Raw genomic sequence first — 22,597 nt, 5'->3', positions numbered from 1 at the left:
GCGCCACCCATCCATTCAAATAGCCCGATCCATCCCATGATGCCCATCACGCTGCGCTCATCGTTCGGTTCTTCCGCCCTCGCCCTGCTGGGCGGCCTCCTGCTGTGGTCCGCCCCGGCGCCGGCCCAGGCCGCCGCCTGCGACCCGACCAAGCAATGCTGCGGCGGCGGCACGCCCGGCGGCTCGACCTGCGGCGGCGGCGGCGCGGCCAGCCTGGGCAACGGCTCCGGCACCAACCAGGGCGCCGGCAATCCGATCAACGTGATCACCGGCAACAAGTTCCAGCAGGAGACCGACCTGCCCGCCCTGCCCGGCGTGCTCGGCCTCGAGATCGTCCGCTACTACAACAGCCAGTACGCGCTCGCCGAGGGCAGCCGCGGCATCGTCGGCCGCGGCTGGAAGCTCAGCTACGAGACCGTGCTGCAGGACCTGGGCGACAGCATCCGCATCGTGCAGGCCGACGGCACCCCGGCGGTGTTCCGCCGCGGCCTGCTGCAGCCCGGCCGCTACCTGGCCGCCGATCCGCAGCAGGGCCAGCTCGTCGTCAGCCAGGCCGGCCTCCGCCGCAGCTATGTCTGGACCTGGCCGAACGGCCGCACGCTCGGCTTCGACGCCGGCGGCCGCCTGCTGCGCATCTCGGCCCCGACCGGCGAGACCGTCAACCTGGCCTACGATCCGCACGGCTGGCTGCTGCGCGTGACCGATCCGCAGGGCCGCAGCCTGGTGTTCAACTACCCGGGCCGCGCCGACGCGGCCGGCCGCTATGCCGGCGTGCAGCGCATCGACAGCCCGGCCGGCCGCTTCGAATACGGCTACGGCAGCGAGGGCGGCAAGCCCGCCGCGGCCGCGGCGGTGGCGAACCTGGCGCGGGTGACGCTGCCGGACGATTCCGCCGGCCAGGCCGCCGTGCGCCGCTATCACTACGAGGATCCGCGTTTCCCCTCCCTGCTGACCGGGATCAGCGTCGAGCAGCCGGACGGCCGCGGCCAGCGCAGCGCCCGCCGCATCGGCAGCTACGGCTACGATGCCCAGGGCCGCGCCAACCTGACGGTCAAGGGCGAGCCGGCCCGCTTCGCCGCCGGCCGGCTGGTCGACGGCACCGGCATCGAGCAGCTGAACCTGAGCTGGCCCAAGCCGGGCGAGGTGGTGCTGAGCACGCCGCAGGGCGGCCAGACCCGCTACCGCACCGCCGAGATCGCCGGTCAGCCGCGCCTGACCGAAGTCGCCGGCGACGACTGCGCCCACTGCGCGCCGGCCAATACCCGCTACGGCTACGACCGCGCCGGCCGGCTCGCCGAGCAGACCACGCTCGATGCGAACGGCCGGCCGATCCACGCCGAGCGGACCGAGCGCGATCCCTACGGCCGGCCGCTGCGCGTCAGCCGGATCGACTACCAGGACGGCAAGCCGCAGCCGCCGCGCCTGCTGGTGCGCTACGAATACCCGGCCGCCGACGGCGGCAGCCCGTCGGCAGCCCGGCCCAGCCTGATCGCGCGGCCCAGCGTGGTGGCCGGCCAGGAGCACCAGGTCCGCGTCCGCTACGACCGGCTGGGCCAGCCGCTCGAAGTGACCGAGAGCGGCTACCGCCCGGTCGCGGACGACGCCGACGAGCCGGCCGCCGCCGGCGCGATCAGCCGGACCACCCGCTTCCGCTACAAGCAGGTCGACGGCCGCAGCGTGCTGGCCGAGGTCGACGGCCCGCTGCCCAACGGGCCGCTCGGCTCGCCGCAGGATTCCGACGTCACGCGCTATGAATGGAATGCGCGGGCGACCGCCGTGGTCTCGGTGCTGCGTCCCGGCGGCCGCCGGATCCGCATCGCGGCGACCGACGCGGCCGGCCGGCCGCAGGCGGTCGAATGGCAGTGGGACGGCCTGCGCCACGCATTGCGCTACCGCTACGGCCACGACGGCCGCCTGCGCAGCGTGGAGGAAACCGCCTACACCGCCGACGGCGAGCGCAGCCGGACCACGCGCTTCGCCGCGGCCGAGGACGAGACCGCGGGCCCGTCGGCCGAGACCGGCCCGGCTGCGCCCGGCGCCTCCGCCCTGGCCGACGCCGGCGCCGTGCTGGCCGCCGCCGAGCCGCCGGCGGGGCTGCTGCCGGAGCTCGAGGCCCGCTACGGCCGCGAAGGCACGGCCGCGGCCGACGAGGTGCTGCAGTTCCGCGCCGGCGACCGCAGCGCGCGCCGGCTGCTCGACGATTTCGGCCGGGTGGTCGCCATCCGCAATCCCGGCCAAGGCTGGCAGACCGCCAGCTACGACGAGGCCGACCGGCTGACCGGCACGGTCGATCCGCGCGGCGCGACCGCCACCGCCCGCTACGACGCCGCCGGCCGGCTGCTCGAGGTGGTGCGGGCCTGGCAGGGCCGCGCCGAGACCAGCCGCTTCAAGTGGCAGGCGATGGCGCGCATCAAGGCCGCAGTGCTGGTCGACGGCCAGGTGCGCAACGTGGTCCGTTCCGACTATTCGCCGTGGGGCCAGCCGATCCGGCAGACGGTGGAGATCGCCGGCGCCGCGCCGGTCAGCCTCGGCCAGCAGTTCAACTACGACGACGAGGGCCGGCTGCTGTCCACCACCCTGCCCAGCGGCGTGCGCCTGGCCTATCGCTACTTCGCCGAGGGCGAGGCGCGCGGCCAGCTGGCCGCGATCGAGCAGGTGCGCTGGCCGCGCCTGCTCGACCCGCTGATGCTGCGGCTGCCCGAATGGCTGCAGTACAAGACCGCGCTGTCGACCTTCAAGCCGCAGGCAGCGCAGGCCGTCACCGCCGCCGACGACGAGCCGTGGTCGCCGGTCGCCGCGGACGGCCTGGCCGAGACGGCGCCGGGCAGCGATTTCGACCCGGCCGGCCTGCCGCACCGGCTGGCCACCGCGCGCGGCCGCTTCGTGCTGGAATGGGACGCCGCCGGCCGGCTGGCCCAGGTCAGCGACGAGGCCGGGACGGTGGTCGCCCGCTACGGCTACGACGCCGACGGCCGCCGGGTGAGCAAGACCACCGCCGCCGGCACCGAGTACTACCTCTACCGGGGCAGCCAGTTGCAGGCGGTCGCCGACGCCGGCGGCAAGGTGCGCAGCGAATACGTCTACCGCGGCTACCGGCCGGTGCTGTGGCGCCACGACGGCGAGGCCTACGCGCTGCACACCGATGCGCGCGGCGCGGTGCTGGCGGCATCCGACGCCGGCACCGCCGCGGTGCGCTGGCGCAGCGGCATCGACGCCTGGGGCGCGCTGCGCGGCCAGGGCCAGGCCGGCTTCGACCCCAAGCTGCGGCTGGTCAACCAGTACGCCGACGAGGAGACCGGGCTCAGCTACCACGTCGCCCGCTACTACGATCCGGCCGCCGGCCGCTTCATCAGCCCGGACCCGGCCGGCGTGGCCGACAGCCTCGACGGCGACACGCCGGCGGCGCTGCGGCTGGACCTGACCGCCTATGCCGGCGGCCAGCCCGAAGCCTTCTTCGATCCGGACGGCGCGGCCAAGATCCGCTACTACGCGATCGACGACGGCGCCCGCCGCGACGCCAACCTGATGCCGCGCAAGGCGCACTGGGCCTTCGTCATCTCCGACATCGCCGGCATGCCGAACCGCACGCTGATCTACGACAAGTCCGGCAGCTACATCCAGGGCGGCAAGGCCTACGCCTACCACGACGACGCCGGCGCGGCCCAGGCGGTGAAGGGCTTCACCGACTTCTACCAGGGCCGTTCGGGCTATTACTCGCCGTCCGCCTTCGAGGTGCAGCTCGACGACGAGGCCGCCAAGACCATCATCCAGAAGCTGACCGGCATCGACCAGGGCATCGCCCAGTGCCCGGCCAAGATCGACGCGCTGATGCCCAAGATCGACATGGGCGTGCAGGGCACGCTCGACCCGATGGTGGCCAAGGGCGAGCCGAACCGCTTCATCCCCTGCCAGGCCAACGCCACCGCCGAGGACGTGCGCTTCGCCCGCATCAAGAAGGCGATCGAGGTGCACGAGTCGGGCGACAAGGATTGCGCCACGGCGACGCACTCGACCTGCCCGGCCGGGACCTGGAACCCGGCGCTGGTGCCGGAGACCACCAAGCGGCCGGCGGCGTCCTACGGCTGGGTGCAGTTCATCTTCGCCACCTTCATGGGCGAGATCCGGGTCAACTTCGCCAACTACAAGACCGCGCTGGAATCGCTCGGCATCACCCAGGCCAAGCTCGACACCGCCGCGACGCTGGCGGCCAAGACCGGCCAGTGGTTCGACAAGATCACCGAGACCTCGAGCTGGGCCACCGACGGCGCCACCTTCGCCGACGAGACCAAGCTGACGAAGCGCGACTATGACCGCATGGTCGCCTGGAAGGGCGTGAAGAAACGGACCGAGGAGCTGATCACGCCCGAGCACATCCGGGTCTGCCCGCCGAAGAACAAGGACCGCATCGATCCGGACTGCTACCGCAGCAAGATCCTCGGCAGCGCCAAGCTGAAGATTCCGCAGGTCGACGCCCAGGGCAAGCCGCAGAAGGACGACAAGGGCAAGCAGATCTACGCCGACGAGACCGACGCGCAGTACGCCGCGCGCATCAAGCTGCGCGACGAGCTGACGCCGCTGATGACGGCGCTCGGCACCAGCGCCGGCGCCAAGGATCTGAACCCCTACATCCGCAACCAGAAGAACTGGGGCGAGGCGCGGGCGGGCTTCCAGTCGGCCGCCATCTTCACCGACGCGACGCTGCGCGACGGGCTGATGAAGATCTTCAGCGACAAGGCCACCCACGACAAGATCGCCGACGCCTGGATCAAGAAGCTGATGAAGAAGGTCGCCAAGGACCACCCGGCCATCGCGACGCCGACCACGGTGGCGCAGGAGAAGGACTTCGCCGAATACGTGTTCAGCAAGCACAACGGCGGCGAGGCCAAGACCACCAAGATCGCCGACTACGTGGCCAAGACCACGCCGGCCTGGCAGCGCATATTCTGTACCGCCAAGACCGGCGGCGGGCAGAGCGAAAGCGACGCCTACATCTCGCTCACGACGCTCAAACTCTGATGGGAACGCGAAGAATGAATGCCCTGCTCCATACCGCCCTGCTGCTCCTCTTCGCCGGCGCCGGCCTGCCCGCCGCGGCGGTGGACGACCCGGCCGACGAGCTGCCCAAGCTGGCCCCGGCCGCCGGCTGCTGGTCGGCGGGCGAGCCGCCGCAGAGCGTCGACCGCCACCCGGTCGGCGAGCGCCGCTTCGTCCAGGTGTTCTGCCACGAGCAGAGCGCCGGCAACGAGGTCTACGTGCTCTATGCGCTGCCGGCCGGTGCCCCGGCCGGCCTGCTGCCGCCGCTGGAATTCGAGGCCTTCGACTGCCGGGCCAAGGTGCCGCGGATGCAGACCGTCCTCACCGGCAGCCTCTCCCTCGCCCGCAACGCCCGCGGCGAAATCGAGGTGGAGACCAGCCACCGGCTGGACGGCAGCGGCCAGTCGGGCCTCGACTACAAGTGGCTGCTGGAGCCGCGCGGCGGCCGGTTGATCGACCACTACAAGTTCGAGCAGGGCGGCGACCGCATCCAGCAGCGCTTCCCCTGCCGCAGGCCGAAGAAGCAGTAGCCGCGCGGCCGCGCTTTCCAGCTTTCCTTCGATACCCGGCCGGCCCCGAACGGGCCGGCCTTTGCCGCGGCGCCCCGGCGCCGCGTATTCGCATTCATTGATCCGGCAACCATATAGATATGCTGCAACATTCCCTTTCCCATTCCGCTGTCCGCCTGCTGCTGGCCGGCCTGCTGCTCGGCGCGGCCGACGCCGCCCTGGCGGCCGATTGCGATCCGACCAAGGCCTGCTGCGGCGGCACCACGCCCGGCGGCTCGACCTGCGGCGGCGATGGCGCCGCCAGCCAGGGCAACAACTCCGGTACCAACCAGGGCGCCGGCAACCCGATCAACGTGATCACCGGCAACAAGTTCCAGCAGGAAACCGACTTGCCCGCCCTGCCCGGCGTGCTCGGCCTCGAGATCGTCCGCTACTACAACAGCCAGTACAGCCTCGCCGCCGGCGGCAAGGGCCTGCTCGGCCGCGGCTGGAAGCTGAGCTACGAGACCGAGCTGCAGGAGCTGGGCAACAGCCTGCGCATCGTGCAGGCCGACGGCACGCCGATCGTGTTCCACCGCGGCCTGCTCGAACCCGACCGCTACCTGAGCGGCGACGCCCGCCAGGGCAGCCTGCGCCGCAGCGTGTCGAACGGCCGCACCAGCTACGCCTGGACCTGGGCCAACGGCCGGGTGCTGGCCTTCGACGCTGGCGGCCGGCTCGAGCGCATCAGCGCGCCGACCGGCGAGACCGTCAGCCTGGCCTACGATCCGCACGGCTGGCTGATCCGGGTGACCGATCCGCAAGGCCGCAGCCTGGTGCTGAACCACCTGGACCGCCGGACCGCGGCCGGCCATGCGCGCTACGCCGGCGTGCAGAGCATCGACAGCCCGGTCGGCCGCTTCGACTATGCCTACGGCACCGCGCCGGCCAAGGGCAACAAGGCCGATCCGAACGCGGCGCTGGCCAACCTGGCGCGGGTCGAGCTGCCGGCCGGCGGCGCCGACCGCATCAGCCGCAATTACCACTACGAAGATCCGCGCTTCCCATCGCTGCTGACCGGCATCTCGGTCGCCGGCGCCGGCAGCGACGGCAAACGCATCGAGCGGCGCATCTCGACCTGGGCCTACGATGCCGCCGGGCAGGGCATCCTCAGCGTGAAGGGCGAAGCGGTGGCCGGCCAGGCCGGGCTGGAGCGCGTCGCCTTCGACCGGCGCAAGCCCGGCGTCACCGTGCTCACCAACAGCCTGGGCCAGACCACCACCTACCGCTATGCCACCCTCGCCGGCCAGAGCCGCCTGCTCGAGGTGCGCGGCGCCGGCTGTGCCACCTGCGGCCCGAGCAACCGCCGCTACGGCTACGACGCGCAGGGCCGGCTGACCGAGGAAACCCGGCTCGACGACGCCGGCCAGCCGATCGACACGGTGCGCACCGAACTCGATGCCTACGGCCGTCCCAGCCGCGTCAGCCGCGTCGACTACCGCCACGGCAAGCCGCTGCCCGTGCAATGGCTTCGGCGCTACGAGTACGCGCCGGCGCAGGGCGCAGGTCTGGCCGCGCTGCAGCCGGCGCTGATCGCCGAGCCGAGCGTGATCGCCGGCCGCGAGCACCAGCTGCGCTTCGAATACAACGCCGCCGGCCAGCCCACCCGGATCACCGAGACCGGCTTCAGCCCGCTGGCCGCCGGATCGCCCGCCGACGACCTGACCCGCATGCTGCGCCAGCCGTCGCCGCTGAGCCGCAGCACGGTCTACCGCTACCGCATCGTCAACCACCGCAGCGTGCTCAGCGAAGTGGACGGCCCGCTGCCGAACGGACCGAAGGCCGACCCGTCGGATTCCGACGTCACCCGCATCGAGTACGACGCGCGCGCCGACTTCGTCACCGCGGTGACATACCCGCAGCAGCTGCGCGAGACCTTCCGCCACGGCGGTGCCGCCGCGCGGCTGGTCGAGCGGACCGCGACCGACGGCGTCGCCACCCGGCTGGACTACGACTTCGCCGGCCGCGTCGCCCGGGTCGAACGCGCCGGCATGGTGGTCAACCAGCGGCACGACGCGCTCGGCCGCGCCACCGCGCTGGCCGATGCCGCCGGCCGCGCCATCCGGCTCGACTACGACCTGGCCGGCCACCCGCTTCGGGTGACCGACGCCCAGGGCTATGCCAGCGGCTTCACGCTCGACGGCGAGGGCAAGGTACTGGCCACCGGCCTGTACGAACCCGGCCAGGCGCAGCCCTTGCGCGCCAGCTATACCCGCTACGACGCGCACAACCGGCCGGCCTGGCGGCTCGACGCCGACGGCCGCATCAGCCTCTGGCGCTACGACCTGCGCGGCGAGCTGAGCGATCGGCTCGATGGTGACGAGGTGCTGCACCGGACGCGCGAAAACGCCGCCGGCACGCTGCGGGCGCGCTTCGACCTGGCCCGCGACGGACAGATGCGGGTCGAGCTGCACCGCAAGCCGAAGGCGAGGACGGCAACGCGATCGCCGGCAATGCGCTGCGCGACGACTTCGGCCGCCGGCTGGTGGTGCAACTGCCCGACCATGGCCTGAAGATGGCGCGCTACGACCTGGCCGACCGCCTGACCGAGCAGGTGCAGGCCGACGGCAGCCGTACCGAATACCGCTACGACGCGGCCGGCCGGCTGATCCTCAAGGCCGCGCGGCCGGCCCCGGCGGCCGGCGGCAAGGCCGGCCCATGGTCGGCCACCATGCTGCGCTACCAGGGCGCCCGGCTGGTCGAGGTGCGCGATCCGGCCCAGCTCACCGAGTACGCCTTCGACGACGCCGGCCGCATCGCCGCCACCACGGTCAGCCTGCTCGGCACCGACGGCCGGCCGGTCGCCCGCTACGCCACCGCCGCCCGCTACGACATGCGCACCGGCGAGCCGAGCAGCCAGACGCTGGCCGACGGCCGGGTGCTTGAGATCGGCCGCGACCCGGCCACCCAGGCCGCCCGCAGCGTCACGCTGCGCGGCGCGCTGGCCAGCCGGCTGCACGGCCTGGTCGCCGCCCTGCCCGGCTGGATGCAGGGCCTGCAGCGCATGATCCCGAGCACCGACGTCGCGACCGGCATCCGCTTCCATCCGTTCGACGGCATCGGCGGCTATCGCCAGGGCAACGGCGTGGAGACCGCCAAGCGCTTCGACAGCGCCGGCCGGCTCACCCGGATCGAGGTCGGCACCGCCCAGGCGCAGGTATTCGGCGCGCGCTACGACTACGGCGTGGGCCGAAGATCCGTGCAGCGCATGTCCGGACCGACGGCGGCGGCGTGCTCGACAGCGTCTATCGCTACGGCGGCTTCGGCGCGCTCGAAACGCCGCAGGCCGCCACGGCACCGGTGCTGCTGCGGACCAGCGCGGCCGGCGCCACGCTGCTGCCGCCGGCGCAGGCCGCGGCGCCGGCCCGCCTCGACCGGCTCGGCCGTACCGTCGACGATGGTCGCCATCGCTACGGCTACACCCTCGACGGCGAACTCGAGACGGTCAGCGATGCCAGCGGCCGGCTGCTGGCGCGCTACCGCTACAACAGCTTCGGCCAGCGCACCAGCAAGACCGTCTACGTCGGCGGCAAGGCCGTCACGCAGTACTTCCTGTGGCTGCAGGGCAAGCTGGTGGCCGAGGTCGACGGCGAAGGCCGCATCACCAGCCAGTACCTCTATCTCGGCGAGACCGGCGGCTCCGGCCGCGCCGTGCCGATCGCCAAGCTCGAAAGCGCCGCCAACCCGGACAACGCCGCCGGCGCCGAGCGCATCCTGTTCATCCATGTCGACCAGCGCGACACGCCGGTAGCGATGACCGACCAGGACCGCAAGCTGGTGTGGCAGGCCACGCTGGCGCCGGCCGGCCAGGCATCGGTGCGCGCCCGCGGCGCGGTGCTGAACCTGCGGCTGCCGGGCCAGTACTTCGACGCCGAGACCGGCCTGCACGACAACTGGCACCGCAGCTACGACCCGCGCAGCGGCCGCTACCTGCAGCCCGATCCGCTCGGCTATCCGGACGGCCCGGACGCCTACCTGTACGCCTCGGGCGATCCGATCAACAAGCTGGATCCGGACGGGCTCTACCAGATCGACATGCACTACTACATGGTGTTCTACCTCGGCCTCGCGGCCGGGCTGGACAAGGCGGTGGCACGCAATATCGCGCTGGCTTCGCAGTTCGTCGACGACAACGCGGCGACCAGCCCGGTGGTGATCGACCAGGACGGCAACCTCGAAGTGCTCACCTCGCTGCTGACCAACCAGGAAGCGCTGCAGCACTACCACTTCATGAAGGACACCCTGCAAGAAGGGGACATCCACGATCCGCTCAATACGAAGAACCAGTTGAACAACCTCTACAACGCCTACGCCAACGCCGGCAGCAAGTGCGCTCAGCAGGTCTTCTTCGGAGAGATGCTGCATACCTTGGCCGATACCTACAGCCACGCCAGCAACGAGGACCGGCCGTATACCGGCGTCGACCTGGGCCTGGGCGACGGTCATGGCCTGTACGACTCGGACCCCGACTACACCTTCGACCACTGGGGCTACCCGGTTCTATGGAGCAAGACGCTGAACGTCTTCAAGGTCACGCCGCAGCCCAACAAGGGCAAGCTGTTCGCCATCGACTGGAATACCAACGGCGACCGCACCCTGGCAGCCGAGCAGGCGATCTTCAACCAGCTCGTCTCGCAGACGACCTGGGAGAAGAACAGCAGCGGCCGCGATATCCTGAGCATCGCCGAGGTTCTCAACGACTTCAACAAGGTCGGCGAGACGGAAGAGGCAACCTTCACCTGGACCGTAGACGGCCAAACCGTGACGTCGAGCCCCAAAGACCCGAATGCGAAGCAGACCCGGACGCCGCTGAAGAACCCGACGCAGCACGGCAATGTGGGCTCGATCAACCAGACCTTCTCGAAAAAGCTCGCCATCCTCAACCAGGCCATCAAGGATCTGGGTTTCGACGACATCGACCTGACCACGGCCGAATGGGGCTATGTCGAAACGAAGGCGCGCAACAATCGCAGCGAGGGATTGACCGGCCTGACCTGCGCCGATTATCCGGGCACCATCCTGCCGGCCGGCTCGTGCGCCATTCCACAAAAGGCTGGAGGTTGACGATGCAAAGACGCGATTTCCTGAAACTGGCCGGTAGCGGCCTGTTGCTGGCGGAAGCAGGCTGCGCGCAGGACGTGGGTGTAGCCCTGGGCGACGGCGCACTGATGCTCAATCCCGCCATCAAGCCCATGGAGCGCCAGGAGAAGCGCCGCTATCCCGCCGCCACGCGCGACGTCGCCTGGGCCACCGCGGTCTATCGCTCGCGCACCGGTGCCTACAACGACACGTTCACTACCCACGACGCTTTCGTCGAACGGCTGGCGAACACGGACGAACTGCCGATCGTATCGGCTCCACTGGTACGGCCCGACATCGCGCAATCGGCCAAACCGGGCTTCTACCTGTATTTCGGCACCACGATCGGTACCCTGCGGCTGCCCGAGACCCGGCCGCCCGAGTTCATCTCCAGCACCGGCCGGCATTTCTATACCAGCAACTCGAACCAGTTGAAGCACCGCCGCTACCCACCCGGCTACCTGTCCTTCGACTACCGGCAGATCCGGCTGATCGAAGGCGGCGCGATCCATCGGCCGACCGGCGAGCTGTGGCACGGCGGCGGGCGACCGGTCCTCGACCGGCCGGTCGACGCGCCGGTGGAATATCCGGGCGTCGAGGTCACCAACCGGACGCTGCCCATCCACGCCATCATGCGCTTCGACCTGCCGCGCCGCCCGCTGCGCTTCACGCTCGAACTGCCGCCGCTGTCGATCCAGGGCGTGGAAGTGCCGATGCCGACCTGCTTCTTCGAGCCCTACGACACGCTGCGCGATCAGTGGCCTAGCCCTGCCCCGCTCCGGCCGGCCGGCCGCGCAGTCCAAGCGGCCGGGGCGGCGCCAGCAAATCAGAAATCCATTATTTTCATATATGAATCAACAGACTCCGAGCTGGCCCCGCCATGTCGATTCCGCCAGTTGATGCTATTCGCACGTTCAATGCATCATCACCGATGCAAGCGTCATAGTTACATTGCCCGATCGGGGTGGCTGGCTACATCCTCGCGCGCCGACGCCCGAATCCGATTCCCTTCGCCAAGCGCGCGCCGGTCATCCCGGCCGATCGCCTTGCCGTGCATTCCATCAGCCATCGCTTGCATCCAAATACCTATCAGGAGAGAAATCATGAACTTCGCCAAATCGCTGTTGCTGCCGCCGTCCTGCTGCTGGCCCTGCCCGCGCTGGCCAAGGAAACCGAGGTCAACGAGCGCGAGTACGCCGTGCCCAAGTGCAACAAGCCGGTGGCCAAGATCATGTTCACCGAATTCAAGTGCAAGTCGTCGGAATGCTACGGCGGCGGCGGCCAGTCGGCCGGCAACAGCAGCTGGTGGAACCCGGGCCACGTCAGCACGCCCAACTACGGCGCGATCGGCTCCGGCCTCGGTGAAATGCTCGGCACCGCGCTGAGCCAGACCGGCTGCTTCGAGGTGCTCGAACGCGCCGCGCTCGACGAGGTGCGCAAGGAGCTCGAGATCAACGGCGTGAAGCTCGAGACCGACACCGCCGACTACATCGTCACCGGCAGCATCACCTCGATCGGCTTCGAGCAGAGCGCCACCGGCGTCGGCGCGCTGGTCGGCAAGTGGGTGCCGGCGCTCGGCGGCGCCGAGTTCAAGAAGACCAAGGCCCACCTGAACCTCGACCTGCGCATCGTCGACGCCAAGCGCGCCAAGATCGTGGCGTCCAAGACTTTCCAGGGCAACAACGAGAAGACCGGCTTCGGCCTGGGCGGCGCCGCCTTCGTCGGCATCGGCGTGCTCGGCGGCAACCACGCCAGCATCTCGGGCACCCCGCTCGAGGAAGTCGCGCGCGACGTGCTGGTGCGCTCGACCAGCTTCGTCGCCGACCAGCTGGCCGGCGACCGCATCACCGAGCGCGTGGTGGCCAAGTCCAACTGATCGTCCCGCGCGGTCCCGGCCTCCGCGCCGGGACCGGCCGTCATCCTTTCCCCAGGCGTCCCGTCCCATGCGGCTCTGCTCCCCTCTCCTCCCCCACCGGGCGCTGCCCGCCCTGGCCGTCCTGCTGCTGGCCGGCGCCCAGGCTGCACCCACGCTGCACCTGAGCGGCGAGGTCAGCGATCCGTCCGGCAGCCTGCGCCAGATGCTGACGCTGGCGCGGCAGGCCTGCGTACAGGCCAAGCAGGTCGGCGGCGGCTCGGCCAGCGGCGGCGGCGCGGTGCCGGACGACGTCGGCCGCTACCGCTTCGAGGCCTTTTACGCGCTCGGCCGCTATGCGCGCTACGAGACCGGGCCGGATTACCAGGTCGACATGCAAAGCTGCGCGATCGTCGACCGCGGGCCGTTCCGTCGCGCCGTGATCGAGGCCGACGGTTCGCGCTACAAGCTCGACATGGTCAAGGGCAAGGGCAGCCGCGTGCCGCTGACCGACGCCGGCCGGGCCCTGCGCGCGGCGCCGGGCGCCGAAGTGCCCGGCGCCGCAGCGCTGGCTGCGCTGATGGGCGCCAATGCCGCCCACGCGGCGGAAGCCGGCGCGCCGGCCGATGCGACGGCGGCCGCCGCGGCCGGCGGCGGCGAGGAACAGGTGGCCGGCCAGCGCTGCAGCCGCCGCTCGCTGGGCGAGCGCGGCTCGTCCTGCGTCTGGCAGCCGTGGCCCAAATTGCCGGCGGCGCAACGGCCGGTGCAGCACGTGGTGTTGAAATCGGAGGTATCGCGCGGCGGCCGGCCCGGCATCCGCGCCGAGGTGACGCAGATCGAACTCGACCAGCCGATCGACGCGGCGCGCTTCCAGCCGCCGGCCGGGTTGCGGATCGATTGAAGCCAAGCCGCCCTTGTCCGGGCGCAGCGGGATAAGCGGCCAGGTCGCGCATCGCAGGTTCCGGCATCGCCGCAGGGTGGGCATGGTTTTCGTGCCCGCGTGGCACACAAGAAAAACGCGTGGGCACGAAAACTGTGCCCATCCTACGCTCCGGGATGGATGAATTCGCAGGAGCGGCTTCAGCCGCGAATCGGCGGGCATTCTCCGCCGCCATTCGCGGCTGAAGCCGCTGCTACGTCCGTCCGGATCGTCGAATGGCCGGCGCGCTCAATGCCCGGTCGGCAACCGCCCGGCGCCGTACATGTAGTCGCGCGTCAGCGGCAGCGGCCCTTCCCCGTCGCGCCCTGCTTCACCGCCAGCACCTGGTGGATCGCCACCCAGCCCTGGTCGAACGCATGCGCGCAGCCGGCCAGGTAGACGCGCCAGATGCGATGGCGTTTCTCGCCGGCCAGCTCGAGCAGGCGTGGCCCGGCCGCCTCGAAGCGCTCGGCCCAGTGGCGGCAGGTCAGCGCGTAGTGGCGCCGCAGGTTTTCCACGTCCATCACTTCGAGGCCGGCCTCGGCCATGGTGCGCGCCACCAGGCCAAGGTGCGGCAGCTCGCCGTCGGGGAACACGTAGCGCTCGATGAAATCGCCGCCGCCGTAGGGCGAATCGCGCGATTCGGGGTCGGTGCTGGTGATGCCGTGATTGAGCGCCACGCCGTCGTCGGCCAGCAGCGCGTGCATGCGGCGGAAATAGGTCGCCAGATTGGCCAGGCCGACATGCTCGAACATGCCGACGCTGGTGATGCGGTCGAATTGGCCGCGCACGTCGCGGTAGTCCTCGATGCGGATCTCGACCCGGCCGGCCAGGCCGGCCGCCGCCACCCGCTCGCGCGCCAGCTCGTACTGCTGCTGCGACAGCGTCACCCCGAGCACGCGCGCGCCGAAGCGCTCGGCCGCGCGGATCGCCAGCGCGCCCCAGCCGCAGCCGATGTCGAGCAGGCGTTGGCCGGGCCGCAGCGCCAGCTTGGTCAGGATGTGGTCGATCTTCTGCAGCTGGGCCTGCTCGAGCGTATCGGCCTCGTCGTGGAAATAGGCGCAGGAATACACCATGCGCGGATCGAGCCAGGCGGCGTAGAACTCGTTGGAGACGTCGTAGTGGTAGGCGATGGCGGCGCGGTCGCGCGCGCGGCTGTGGGCCTGGCGCGAGGCCGGCGCCGCGCGGGCCGGGTCGCCGCCGCCCTGGGCGGCCAGGTCGGCCGCCACCGCGATCACGTCGGGCAGCGCGCCCTCGATGTCGATCTCGCCCTCGACATAGGCCTCGCCGAGCGCGTCGAGCGTGCTGCGCGCCACCGCCTGCAGGCCGGCCAGGCCGCGGGCGCGGATGGTCACGGTCGGCTCGGGCCCGAGCGAGATGCCCTGGCCGTTCCAGAGTTCCAGCCGCAAGGGAACCGGCGCCTCCGGCATGCGTCGTCTCAGCGAATCCACAAGCATCTGCCAGGCCATAGCAACCTCCGATACGGGCCGGGCCGACGGTTCTGCGCCGAACGGCCCCTTACTCTACCGACAGCACCTGCGCGGCCGCGTTCACCACCGCGGCGATGCGGCCCACGTCGCGCAGCTCCTGCACGCCCAGACCCATGCCGCGCAGGCCCTTGTAGTGCGAGGCCACGCAGAAGTGGCACTTGCCGACGATCGACGCGGCCAGCGCGTAGACCTCGAAGCGGCGCTTGTCGGTGCCGCCGTGGCCGGCGTAGGCGTTCATGCGCAATTCGGCGCGCTGGGTCTTCAGTTCCTCGTCGCCGGCCATCTCGACATAGGGATACCAGGCATTGTTCATCGCCATCAGGCTGGCGGCGGTCAGCGCCGCGCGGGTCTCGACCTCGGACAGCGCGCCGCTGTCGCGGATGGCATCGACCAGCGTCTTCGAGCGCGCGGCGAAGGCGGCCGCCAGCGCGGCGCCGAGCGCCTCCTCGGGCGCCAGGCTCGAACGCTTGATCACCGCGTCGAGGTTGAGCCGGATGTCCTTGGCGTAGTCGGGGATGCGGGCTTGCAGCGTGGTGAGGAATTCCATGTCTTCTCCTGGGCGGGGTTCATGCACGGCGCCGGCGGCGTTCGCGGCCGGCGCCGCGGTCGATCAGAGCGTGTCGCCGCCGACCGAGCGGTTGCACGGGCACAGTTCGTCGGTCTGCAGGCCGTCGAGGATGCGCAGGATCTCTTCCGGGTTGCGGCCGACGTTGAGGTTGTTGACCGAGACGTGCTGGATCACGTTGTCCGGATCGACGATGAAGGTGGCGCGCAGGGCCACGCCGGCGGCACGGTCGCGGATGCCCAGCTGGTCGACCAGCGTGCCCTGCACGTCGGCGAACGACCAGTGGTTGAGGCGGTCGAGATCCTTGTGGTCGCGGCGCCAGCCGAGCTTGCAGAACTCGTTGTCGGTCGAGCCGCCGAGCAGCACCGTGTCGCGGTCCTCGAAGGCCTGGTTCAGCTTGCCGAAGCCGACGATCTCGGTCGGGCAGACGAAGGTGAAGTCCTTGGGCCAGAAGTAGATGACCTTCCACTTGCCGGGGAAGGACGCCTCGGTCAGCGTCTCGAAGGCCGAGACGCCGTTCTCCTCGTGGTGGTTGAAGCCGGGCTTCACGCCGGTGACGCTGAACGCTTCGATTTTCTCGCCGATGGTCTTCATGCTGCGACTCCTTGTGGATCAATGGGTTGGGGGTGTTTCGATATGTGCGAATGATAGCGATTCCACATGATTTGAAAATTTGATTGTTTAAATAAAATCGATAGCCTTAAAGCTATGATGCAGGCGCAGCGCCGCGGGCGGCAGCCGCGATTCCGGAGGAAGCGAAGGCGGGCCGCGCCGAGCCCTGGGCGCGCATCGGCGGCGGCCTATATATCCGCCGGTTTGTCTACACTGGCCTGACCGACCCGACGAGGATGCCTGCATGCCGCCGCTCTCCCTGCGTACCGCCCTGGCGCTGGCCTTCGCTGCCGTCTCGGTGCTGATGGCGGTGGTGCTGTCGTGGTCGCTCGGCCAGCTGGCGACCGACGCGGTGCGGCGCGACATCGGCGCCGCGCTGAGCGAGCTGGCCGAGCAAATGCGCTCGCGGCTCGACCTCGGCCTGTACGAGCGGCTGCGCGACGTCGAGACGCTGGTGGCGCTGCACCAGCTGCGCGACCCGGCCACCCAGGTCGGCGACAACCGGCTGGTGCTGGAAAAGCTGCGCCGCAGCACCGGCGAGATCGCCTGGATCGGTTTCGCCCGGCCCGACGGCAAGGTGGTCTACTCGGCCGACAGCATCCTCGAGGGCGCCGACGTGTCGAAGCGGCCGTGGTTCATCGAGGGCGGCAAGGGCAGCTTCGTCGGCGACGTGCACGAGGCCAAGCTGCTGGCCAAGATCCTGCCGCCGCCGGCCAGCGGCGAGCCGCTGCGCTTCGTCGACGTGGCGGCGCCGGTATTCGACCTCGAAGGCCGCTTCAGCGGCGTGCTCGGGGTGCATCTGTCGTGGGAATGGGCGCGCGAGGTCGAGCATACGGTGTTCAGCCTCGGCCGCCGCGCCAAGGGGGTGGAGACCTTCGTGCTCAACCGCGAGGGCAAGGTGCTGCTGGCGCCGGCCGGCAAGGAGGCGGCCGGGCTGCCCGGCGGCCTTGCCCAGGCGGCCAGCCACGGCGGCCTGCTGCTGCGCTGGCCCGACGGGCGCGACTACCTGACCACGGTGGTGCCGACGCGCGGCTACGGCGATTACGCCGGCCTGGGCTGGACCGTGGTGGTGCGGCAGGCGGCGGCGGAGGCCTATGCGCCGGTCTACCAGTTGCAGGCCACGGTGCTGGCGCTCGGCGGCGGCTTCGCGGTGCTGTTCGCGCTGTTCGGGATCTGGCTGGCCGGCCAGGTGGCGCAGCCGCTGGCGGCGCTGGCCAGCACCGCCGACCGGCTGCGCAGCGGCGAGGATTTGGAGGTGCCGATCGGCGGCCGGCTGCTGGAGACGCGCCGGCTGGCCAGCTCGCTCGACCACCTGCTGCGCGCGCTGCGCGGCGAGCAGTCCAAGCTGGCGCAATTGAACGCCTCGCTCGAGGAGCAGGTGCTCGAGCGCACCCAGCTGCTCGACAGCGCCAACCAGCACCTGTTCGGCGCGCTGGAGGAACGCCAGCGGCTGGTGAACAAGCTGGAGGAGCTGGCCAGCACCGACAGCCTGACCGGCCTCTACAACCGGCGCGCCTTCCACGAGCGCGCCGAGATCGAGCTGCGCCGGGTCGAGCGCCAGCCCGGCCCGCTGTCGGCGCTGATCTTCGACATCGACCACTTCAAGCGCGTCAACGACGGCTACGGCCACGACATCGGCGACGAGGCGATCCGCCTGCTGGCCCGCACGGTGAGCCAGCAGCTGCGCGACGTCGACATCCTGGCGCGCTTCGGCGGCGAGGAATTCGTCGCGCTGCTGCCCAACACCACGCTCGACGCCGCGCTCGAGATCGCCGAACGGCTGCGCATCGACGTCGCCGCCATCTCGATCCCCTGCCCGGCCGGCCCGATCGCGATCACCGCCAGCTTCGGCGCGGCCGAGTGGGAACCCGGCATCGGCATCGACACGCTGATCGCCCGCGCCGACCAGGCGCTGTACGGCGCCAAGCACACCGGTCGCAACCGGGTCGAGGCCTGGCGGGGCTAGCGTCCCGCCGCCGCCGGCAGTTACACCGTAGGAGCGGCTTCAGCCGCGAATCGCCGAGCATGCGCCGCGGCCCGCGCGGGCACCTCACCATGGCGACGTCGGTGGCCATTCGCAGCTGAAGCCGCGCCTACAGGCCCGATCGAGCCTTCGCGGTCAATCCAGCGGCACCCACGCCTCGCCGCGCATCAGCACCCGCGCGCTGCGCACCAGCCGCGACGCCGCCACCCGCTCGCCGTCGAGCACGGTCTCGATCTCGTTGACGCCGCTCGGATGGCCGAAGCGCAGCGGCCGGCCGGCCAGCGGCGCGCCGAGCAGGCCGCTGGCCAGCGTGCCTTCGAGCGCCGCGGCGGCGGCCAGCGCGATGGTGCCGGTGCCGGTGAAGCCGTGGTGCAGCTTGCCCATCGAGACGATGCGGGCGGCGAGGTCGATGCGTTCCGCCGCCACCGGCGTGCCGTCGGCCGCCAGGTAATCGGCCGGCGGCGCGATCCAGCACAGCTTGGGATTGCTCGGCCGCTCGCGCGTGGCGGCTTCCGCGCTGGCCGCCAGGCCCATCGCCACCGTCGCCGCGGCGCGCACCGCCTCGATGCGCGCCAGCAGCCCGGCGCGGTCGTTGAAGCCGGCGGGCATCTCGCGCGCATCGAGCCCGAGCGCAGCGGCCATCACGATCACCAGCGGATTGCCGGCGTCGATCAGCGTGACCTCCAGCGCGCCGACGCCGGGCACCTCGAGCCGGTCGACGCGGCGGCCGGTCGGGAACAGCGCGCCCGAAGCGCCGCCGGCCGGGTCGAGGAAATCGAGCCGCACCGGCGCGCCGGCGAAGGCCACGCCGTCCATGCGGAAATCGCCCGATTGATCGGGCAGGCCGTCGCGCACCGGCAGCTCGGCCACGATCACCTTGCCGGTATTGGCCTGCCAGATGCGCACCGTGGCCTGGCCGTCGCGCGGCGCCTCGACCAGGCCTTCGAGCACGGCGAACGGGCCGACCGCGGCCGACAGGTTGCCGCAGTTGCCCGACCAGTCGATGCGGCCGTCCTCGATGCCGACATGGCCGAACAGGTAATCGACGTCGCAGCCGGGCCGGCTCGACTTCGACACCAGCACCACCTTGCTGGTCGACGAGATGCCGGTGCCGAGCCCGTCGATCTGGCGGCCGTAGGGGTCGGGGCTGCCGATCAGCCGCGCCAGCAGCGCATCGCGCAGCGCCGGATCGGCCGGCAGCGCGTCGGCGCGCATGAACACGCCCTTGGAGGTGCCGCCGCGCAGCAGCGTGGCGACGATGCGGTGCAGCGCCATCGCTCAGTCCTTGCCGCTGCCGAGCAGCAGGCTGGTGGCCAGCCAGCTGATCACGCTGAAGATCAGCGAGGCCACGATGGCGGTGCCGAAGCCCGGCACGCTGAAGCCGCCGATCACCTCGGCCACCAGCCAGAAGCAGAAGCCGTTGATGACCAAGGTGAACAGACCGAGCGTGAGCAGGTTGACCGGCAGGGTCAGGATCAAGAGCAGCGGCCGGATCAGCAGGTTGACCAGGCCCAGCGCCAGCGCGATCACCAGCGCGGTGACGAAGCTGCTGACCTGCACCGAGGGCATCAGGTGGGTGAGCAGCAAGAGGCTGACGGCGTCGATCAGCCAGACGGCGAGCATGCGCATGGGGTGAGTCCTTTCAGGGATGGAAGACGGCAGCGGAACGGGCCTGCTCGTCACATGGTAGATGGGGCCGGGCGCCGCGTACTGCCCGGCGCGGCCCGCCGGCATCCGCCGCAAGGGATTCGCCGCCGAGGACATGGAGGAAGGCGTTCCGCGCATGGATTTCCTCCGTGTCCTCGGCGTCCTCGGCGGTGAAGCCTTTCTTTCCTGGCGAGCCGCCCGTGCCCGACGGACACTGCGCTCAGCCCGCCCGCTCGGGCCGCGCCACCCGCGCGATCGCCTCGCGCCGCGCGCGCTGCACTTCGTCGGCGATCTTCGACTTGTCGGCGCAGGCCGCCGCGATCGCGCCGGCGTCGACCTTGGCCGCGGCGTCGCGGCAGGCGCGCAGGTAGTCGGCCTGCGGATAGGCGGCCGCCTCGAAGGTCGGCCGGCCGCGCGCATCGGCCACGCAGGCGTCGAGCAGCCGTTCGAAGCGCTCGGGCCGGCGCAGCGCGTCGCAGCGCGTCAGCAGCGCCAGCGCGGTCTCGGGCCGCAGCTCGCCGGCGCGGTGGACGACGCCGTGCTCGCGGCATACCAGCAGCGCCAGCTCGCGGCAGTCGCCCGGCACGCGCAGGCGCTCGCACAGCGCCTCGACCAGTTGCACGCCGCGCTGCTCGTGGGCGATGTGGCGCGGCCACTCTTCCTCCGGCGTGGCGCCCTTGCCGAGGTCGTGGCACAGCGCGGCGAAGCGGGTGTCGAGCGGCCAGCGCTGCGCCGCGGCGTAGTCGAGCACGCGCATCGCGTGGTCGCCGCTGTCGATTTCCGGATGCCATTGCGGCGGCTGCGGCACGCCGAACAGCGCGTCGAGCTCGGGCAGCAGCCGCGCCAAGGCGCCGCAGTCGCGCAGCACCATGAACATGCGCGAGGGCCGGTCTTCCATCAGGCCGCGGGCCAGCTCCTGCCAGACCCGCTCGGCCACCAGGTGGTCGACCTCGCCGATCGCCACCATGTGGCGGCACAGCGCCATCGTCTCGCCGGCCACCTCGAAACCGAAGCGCGCGGCGAAGCGGGCCAGCCGCAGGATGCGCACCGGGTCCTCGACGAAGGCCTCGCCGACGTGGCGCAGCACCCGCGCGGCCAGGTCGGCCTGGCCGTGGTAGGGGTCGATCAGCTCGCCGTCCTCGTCCATGGCGATGGCGTTGATGGTCAGGTCGCGCCGGCCCAGGTCGTCCTCCAGCGTGACGTCGGGCGCGGCGTAGACCGCGAAGCCGGTGTAGCCGCGGCCGGACTTGCGCTCGGTGCGCGCCAGCGCGTATTCCTCGTGGGTGCGCGGATGCAGGAACACCGGGAAATCCTTGCCGACCGGCCTGAAGCCGGCCGCCAGCATCTCCTCGGGCGTGGCGCCCACCACCACGTGGTCGCGGTCCTTCACCGGCAGGCCGAGCAGCTCGTCGCGCACGGCGCCGCCTACGACATAGGTTTTCATCGGGATCGGTCCGGTTGGTTCGAGAACCGCCTGCACGCGGTGGGTTCTTGTAGGCGCGGCTTCAGCCACGATTGGTGGACATCCCACCGACGCCTTCGCGGCTAAAGCCCAATACGGGCCGGCCGCGCCTGCAAAAGCAAAGCAGCGCGCCCGGCCGACGCCGGATCGGCGATCCGGCCGCCGCCTGCAGACAGCTTCTAAAGTAATGGTCAGCCGCCATTGTATCGCCGGCCCCCGGCCGGCCTATCATTCGCCTCGACGCGGCCCGGCGCCGCGCCCCAACCGGAGACTCCCCATGCGCATCGCCCAGGACATCAGCCGACTGATCGGCCATACCCCGCTGGTCCAGCTCAACCGTGTCACCGCCGGCTGCCAGGCCCGCGTGGTGGCCAAGCTCGAGTTCTTCAACCCCTCGCACAGCGTGAAGGACCGCATCGCGGTCAGCATGATCGACACGGCCGAGGCGGCCGGCCAGCTGCAGGCCGGCGCCACGGTGGTCGAGCCGACCTCGGGCAATACCGGCATCGGCCTGGCCATGGTCTGCGCCGCGCGCGGCTACAAGTGCGTGCTGACCATGCCGGAAACCATGTCGAAGGAACGCCGCGCGCTCCTGCGCGGCTACGGCGCCGAGCTGGTGCTGACGCCCGGGGCCGAGGGCATGACCGGCGCGGTCAACAAGGCGCGCGAGCTGGCCGAGGCCAACGGCTGGTTCATGCCGCAGCAGTTCGAGAACCCGGCTAATCCGAAGATCCACCGCGAGACCACGGCCGAGGAGATCTGGAACGACACCGACGGCCAGGTCGACATCCTGGTGGCGGGCGTCGGCACCGGCGGCACCATCACCGGCGTGGCCGAGGTGATCAAGGCGCGCAGGCCCGGTTTCCGCGCGGTCGCGGTCGAGCCCGACGCCAGCCCGGTGCTCAGCGGCGGCGCCAAGGGCCCGCACCCGATCCAGGGCATCGGTGCCGGCTTCGTGCCGGGCGTGCTCAATACGGCGGCCTACGACGAGGTGGTGCGGGTGAAGAACGAGGACGCCTTCGCGCTGGCGCGGCGGATGGCGACCGAGGAGGGCCTGCTGGTCGGCATCAGCTCGGGCGCGGCGGTGTGGGCGGCGCTGGAAGTGGCCCGGCGGCCGGAGAACGCCGGCAAGCTGATCGTGGTGGTGATCCCGTCGTTCGGCGAGCGGTATCTGTCGACGGCGCTGTTCCAGGGGCTGGTCGACTGAAATGATGTGAGGCGTGAGGGGTGAGGCGTGAGGTGTTGACCCCGTCCCCACCCCGCCCCTCCCCTTGAAGGGAGGGCGCAGCGCAGCGACGCGCTTGACGGTCACTACCGATCGAGACTCAGGCGCCCTGCCCTCCCCCTTCAAGGGGAAGGCTGGGTGGGGGATGGGGCTACACGTTTCACCTTTCACATTTCACGT

At 71.0% G+C, this 22,597-nt stretch carries 15 protein-coding genes; 9 read left to right on the top strand and 6 right to left on the bottom strand.

Features of this window, described 5'->3' with window-relative positions; translation table 11 throughout:
- Positions 1-36: 36 nt before the first annotated feature.
- The 7 genes from H9L41_RS05785 (at position 37) to H9L41_RS05755 (ending at position 13,414) form a co-directional block, all read left to right on the top strand.
- Positions 37-5,016 carry an RHS repeat domain-containing protein gene (locus tag H9L41_RS05785; protein WP_028447896.1) on the top strand — a complete coding sequence of 1,660 codons (4,980 nt, stop codon included), beginning with the start codon at positions 37-39 and terminating at the stop codon, positions 5,014-5,016.
- Between the two features lie 14 nt (positions 5,017-5,030).
- Positions 5,031-5,564 (top strand): hypothetical protein, encoded by a 534-nt coding sequence (locus H9L41_RS05780; RefSeq protein ID WP_028447897.1) that lies wholly within the window; start codon positions 5,031-5,033, stop codon positions 5,562-5,564.
- A 119-nt stretch (positions 5,565-5,683) separates the two neighbouring features.
- Positions 5,684-8,095: a DUF6531 domain-containing protein gene (locus H9L41_RS05775; RefSeq protein WP_187523713.1), complete on the top strand. Its 2,412-nt coding sequence runs from the start codon at positions 5,684-5,686 to the stop codon at positions 8,093-8,095.
- Positions 8,068-9,333, top strand: a complete 1,266-nt coding sequence (locus tag H9L41_RS24390) for an RHS repeat domain-containing protein (RefSeq protein WP_265583946.1) — start codon at positions 8,068-8,070, stop codon at positions 9,331-9,333. The genes H9L41_RS05775 and H9L41_RS24390 overlap by 28 nt, the downstream gene beginning before the upstream one ends.
- A 2-nt stretch (positions 9,334-9,335) precedes the next feature.
- On the top strand, positions 9,336-10,646 hold the full coding sequence (locus H9L41_RS05770; protein ID WP_265584024.1) for an RHS repeat-associated core domain-containing protein: 1,311 nt from the start codon (positions 9,336-9,338) through the stop codon (positions 10,644-10,646).
- A gap of 1,246 nt (positions 10,647-11,892) precedes the next feature.
- Positions 11,893-12,537 carry a CsgG/HfaB family protein gene (locus H9L41_RS05760; protein WP_265583945.1) on the top strand — a complete coding sequence of 215 codons (645 nt, stop codon included), beginning with the start codon at positions 11,893-11,895 and terminating at the stop codon, positions 12,535-12,537.
- A 67-nt stretch (positions 12,538-12,604) separates the two neighbouring features.
- Complete coding sequence (locus tag H9L41_RS05755) at positions 12,605-13,414, top strand: hypothetical protein (RefSeq protein WP_028447900.1); 810 nt, start codon at positions 12,605-12,607, stop codon at positions 13,412-13,414.
- 314 nt (positions 13,415-13,728) lie between these two features.
- Here the strand turns inward: H9L41_RS05755 and H9L41_RS05750 are convergent, their stop codons facing one another.
- The 3 genes from H9L41_RS05750 to H9L41_RS05740 form a co-directional block, all read right to left on the bottom strand.
- Complete coding sequence (locus H9L41_RS05750) at positions 13,729-14,841, bottom strand: class I SAM-dependent methyltransferase (RefSeq protein WP_265583944.1); 1,113 nt, start codon at positions 14,839-14,841, stop codon at positions 13,729-13,731.
- A gap of 109 nt (positions 14,842-14,950) precedes the next feature.
- Positions 14,951-15,469, bottom strand: coding sequence for a carboxymuconolactone decarboxylase family protein (locus tag H9L41_RS05745; RefSeq protein ID WP_028447902.1), 519 nt, complete (start codon positions 15,467-15,469; stop codon positions 14,951-14,953).
- A 63-nt stretch (positions 15,470-15,532) separates the two neighbouring features.
- Entirely contained in the window at positions 15,533-16,081 is a 549-nt protein-coding gene (locus H9L41_RS05740) for a peroxiredoxin (RefSeq protein WP_028447903.1), read from the bottom strand.
- Positions 16,082-16,343: 262 nt separating this feature from the next.
- Here H9L41_RS05740 and H9L41_RS05735 point away from each other — a divergent pair, with 262 nt between their 5' ends.
- Positions 16,344-18,065 carry a sensor domain-containing diguanylate cyclase gene (locus tag H9L41_RS05735; RefSeq protein WP_051319383.1) on the top strand — a complete coding sequence of 574 codons (1,722 nt, stop codon included), beginning with the start codon at positions 16,344-16,346 and terminating at the stop codon, positions 18,063-18,065.
- 153 nt (positions 18,066-18,218) lie between these two features.
- Here H9L41_RS05735 and H9L41_RS05730 read toward each other — a convergent pair whose 3' ends face one another.
- From H9L41_RS05730 to H9L41_RS05720, 3 genes are all read right to left on the bottom strand, one after another.
- Positions 18,219-19,358, bottom strand: coding sequence for a 2-methylaconitate cis-trans isomerase PrpF family protein (locus tag H9L41_RS05730; protein ID WP_028447904.1), 1,140 nt, complete (start codon positions 19,356-19,358; stop codon positions 18,219-18,221).
- A gap of 3 nt (positions 19,359-19,361) precedes the next feature.
- Entirely contained in the window at positions 19,362-19,712 is a 351-nt protein-coding gene (locus tag H9L41_RS05725; RefSeq protein WP_028447905.1) for a phage holin family protein, read from the bottom strand.
- 238 nt (positions 19,713-19,950) lie between these two features.
- On the bottom strand, positions 19,951-21,174 hold the full coding sequence (locus H9L41_RS05720) for a multifunctional CCA addition/repair protein (protein WP_028447906.1): 1,224 nt from the start codon (positions 21,172-21,174) through the stop codon (positions 19,951-19,953).
- A 295-nt stretch (positions 21,175-21,469) separates the two neighbouring features.
- Here H9L41_RS05720 and cysK point away from each other — a divergent pair, with 295 nt between their 5' ends.
- Positions 21,470-22,399 (top strand): cysteine synthase A, encoded by a 930-nt coding sequence (gene cysK, locus H9L41_RS05715; RefSeq protein ID WP_028447907.1) that lies wholly within the window; start codon positions 21,470-21,472, stop codon positions 22,397-22,399.
- Positions 22,400-22,597 lie beyond the last annotated feature (198 nt).

The organism is Chitinimonas koreensis, assembly GCF_014353015.1.
Lineage (GTDB): Bacteria > Pseudomonadota > Gammaproteobacteria > Burkholderiales > Chitinimonadaceae > Chitinimonas > Chitinimonas koreensis.
The sequence above is the reverse complement of the archived record's forward strand: the minus strand, read 5'-3'. Positions and strand labels throughout refer to the sequence as shown.

Coding starts and splice junctions, on each gene's coding strand:
- H9L41_RS05785 (WP_028447896.1), top strand. CDS start 37: ATGATGCCCATCACGCTGCGCTCATCGTTCGGTTCTTCCGCCCTCGCC.
- H9L41_RS05780 (WP_028447897.1), top strand. CDS start 5,031: ATGAATGCCCTGCTCCATACCGCCCTGCTGCTCCTCTTCGCCGGCGCC.
- H9L41_RS05775 (WP_187523713.1), top strand. CDS start 5,684: ATGCTGCAACATTCCCTTTCCCATTCCGCTGTCCGCCTGCTGCTGGCC.
- H9L41_RS05770 (WP_265584024.1), top strand. CDS start 9,336: ATGACCGACCAGGACCGCAAGCTGGTGTGGCAGGCCACGCTGGCGCCG.
- H9L41_RS05760 (WP_265583945.1), top strand. CDS start 11,893: ATGTTCACCGAATTCAAGTGCAAGTCGTCGGAATGCTACGGCGGCGGC.
- H9L41_RS05755 (WP_028447900.1), top strand. CDS start 12,605: ATGCGGCTCTGCTCCCCTCTCCTCCCCCACCGGGCGCTGCCCGCCCTG.
- H9L41_RS05745 (WP_028447902.1), bottom strand. CDS start 15,469: ATGGAATTCCTCACCACGCTGCAAGCCCGCATCCCCGACTACGCCAAG.
- H9L41_RS05740 (WP_028447903.1), bottom strand. CDS start 16,081: ATGAAGACCATCGGCGAGAAAATCGAAGCGTTCAGCGTCACCGGCGTG.
- H9L41_RS05735 (WP_051319383.1), top strand. CDS start 16,344: ATGCCGCCGCTCTCCCTGCGTACCGCCCTGGCGCTGGCCTTCGCTGCC.
- H9L41_RS05730 (WP_028447904.1), bottom strand. CDS start 19,358: ATGGCGCTGCACCGCATCGTCGCCACGCTGCTGCGCGGCGGCACCTCC.
- H9L41_RS05725 (WP_028447905.1), bottom strand. CDS start 19,712: ATGCGCATGCTCGCCGTCTGGCTGATCGACGCCGTCAGCCTCTTGCTG.
- H9L41_RS05720 (WP_028447906.1), bottom strand. CDS start 21,174: ATGAAAACCTATGTCGTAGGCGGCGCCGTGCGCGACGAGCTGCTCGGC.
- cysK (WP_028447907.1), top strand. CDS start 21,470: ATGCGCATCGCCCAGGACATCAGCCGACTGATCGGCCATACCCCGCTG.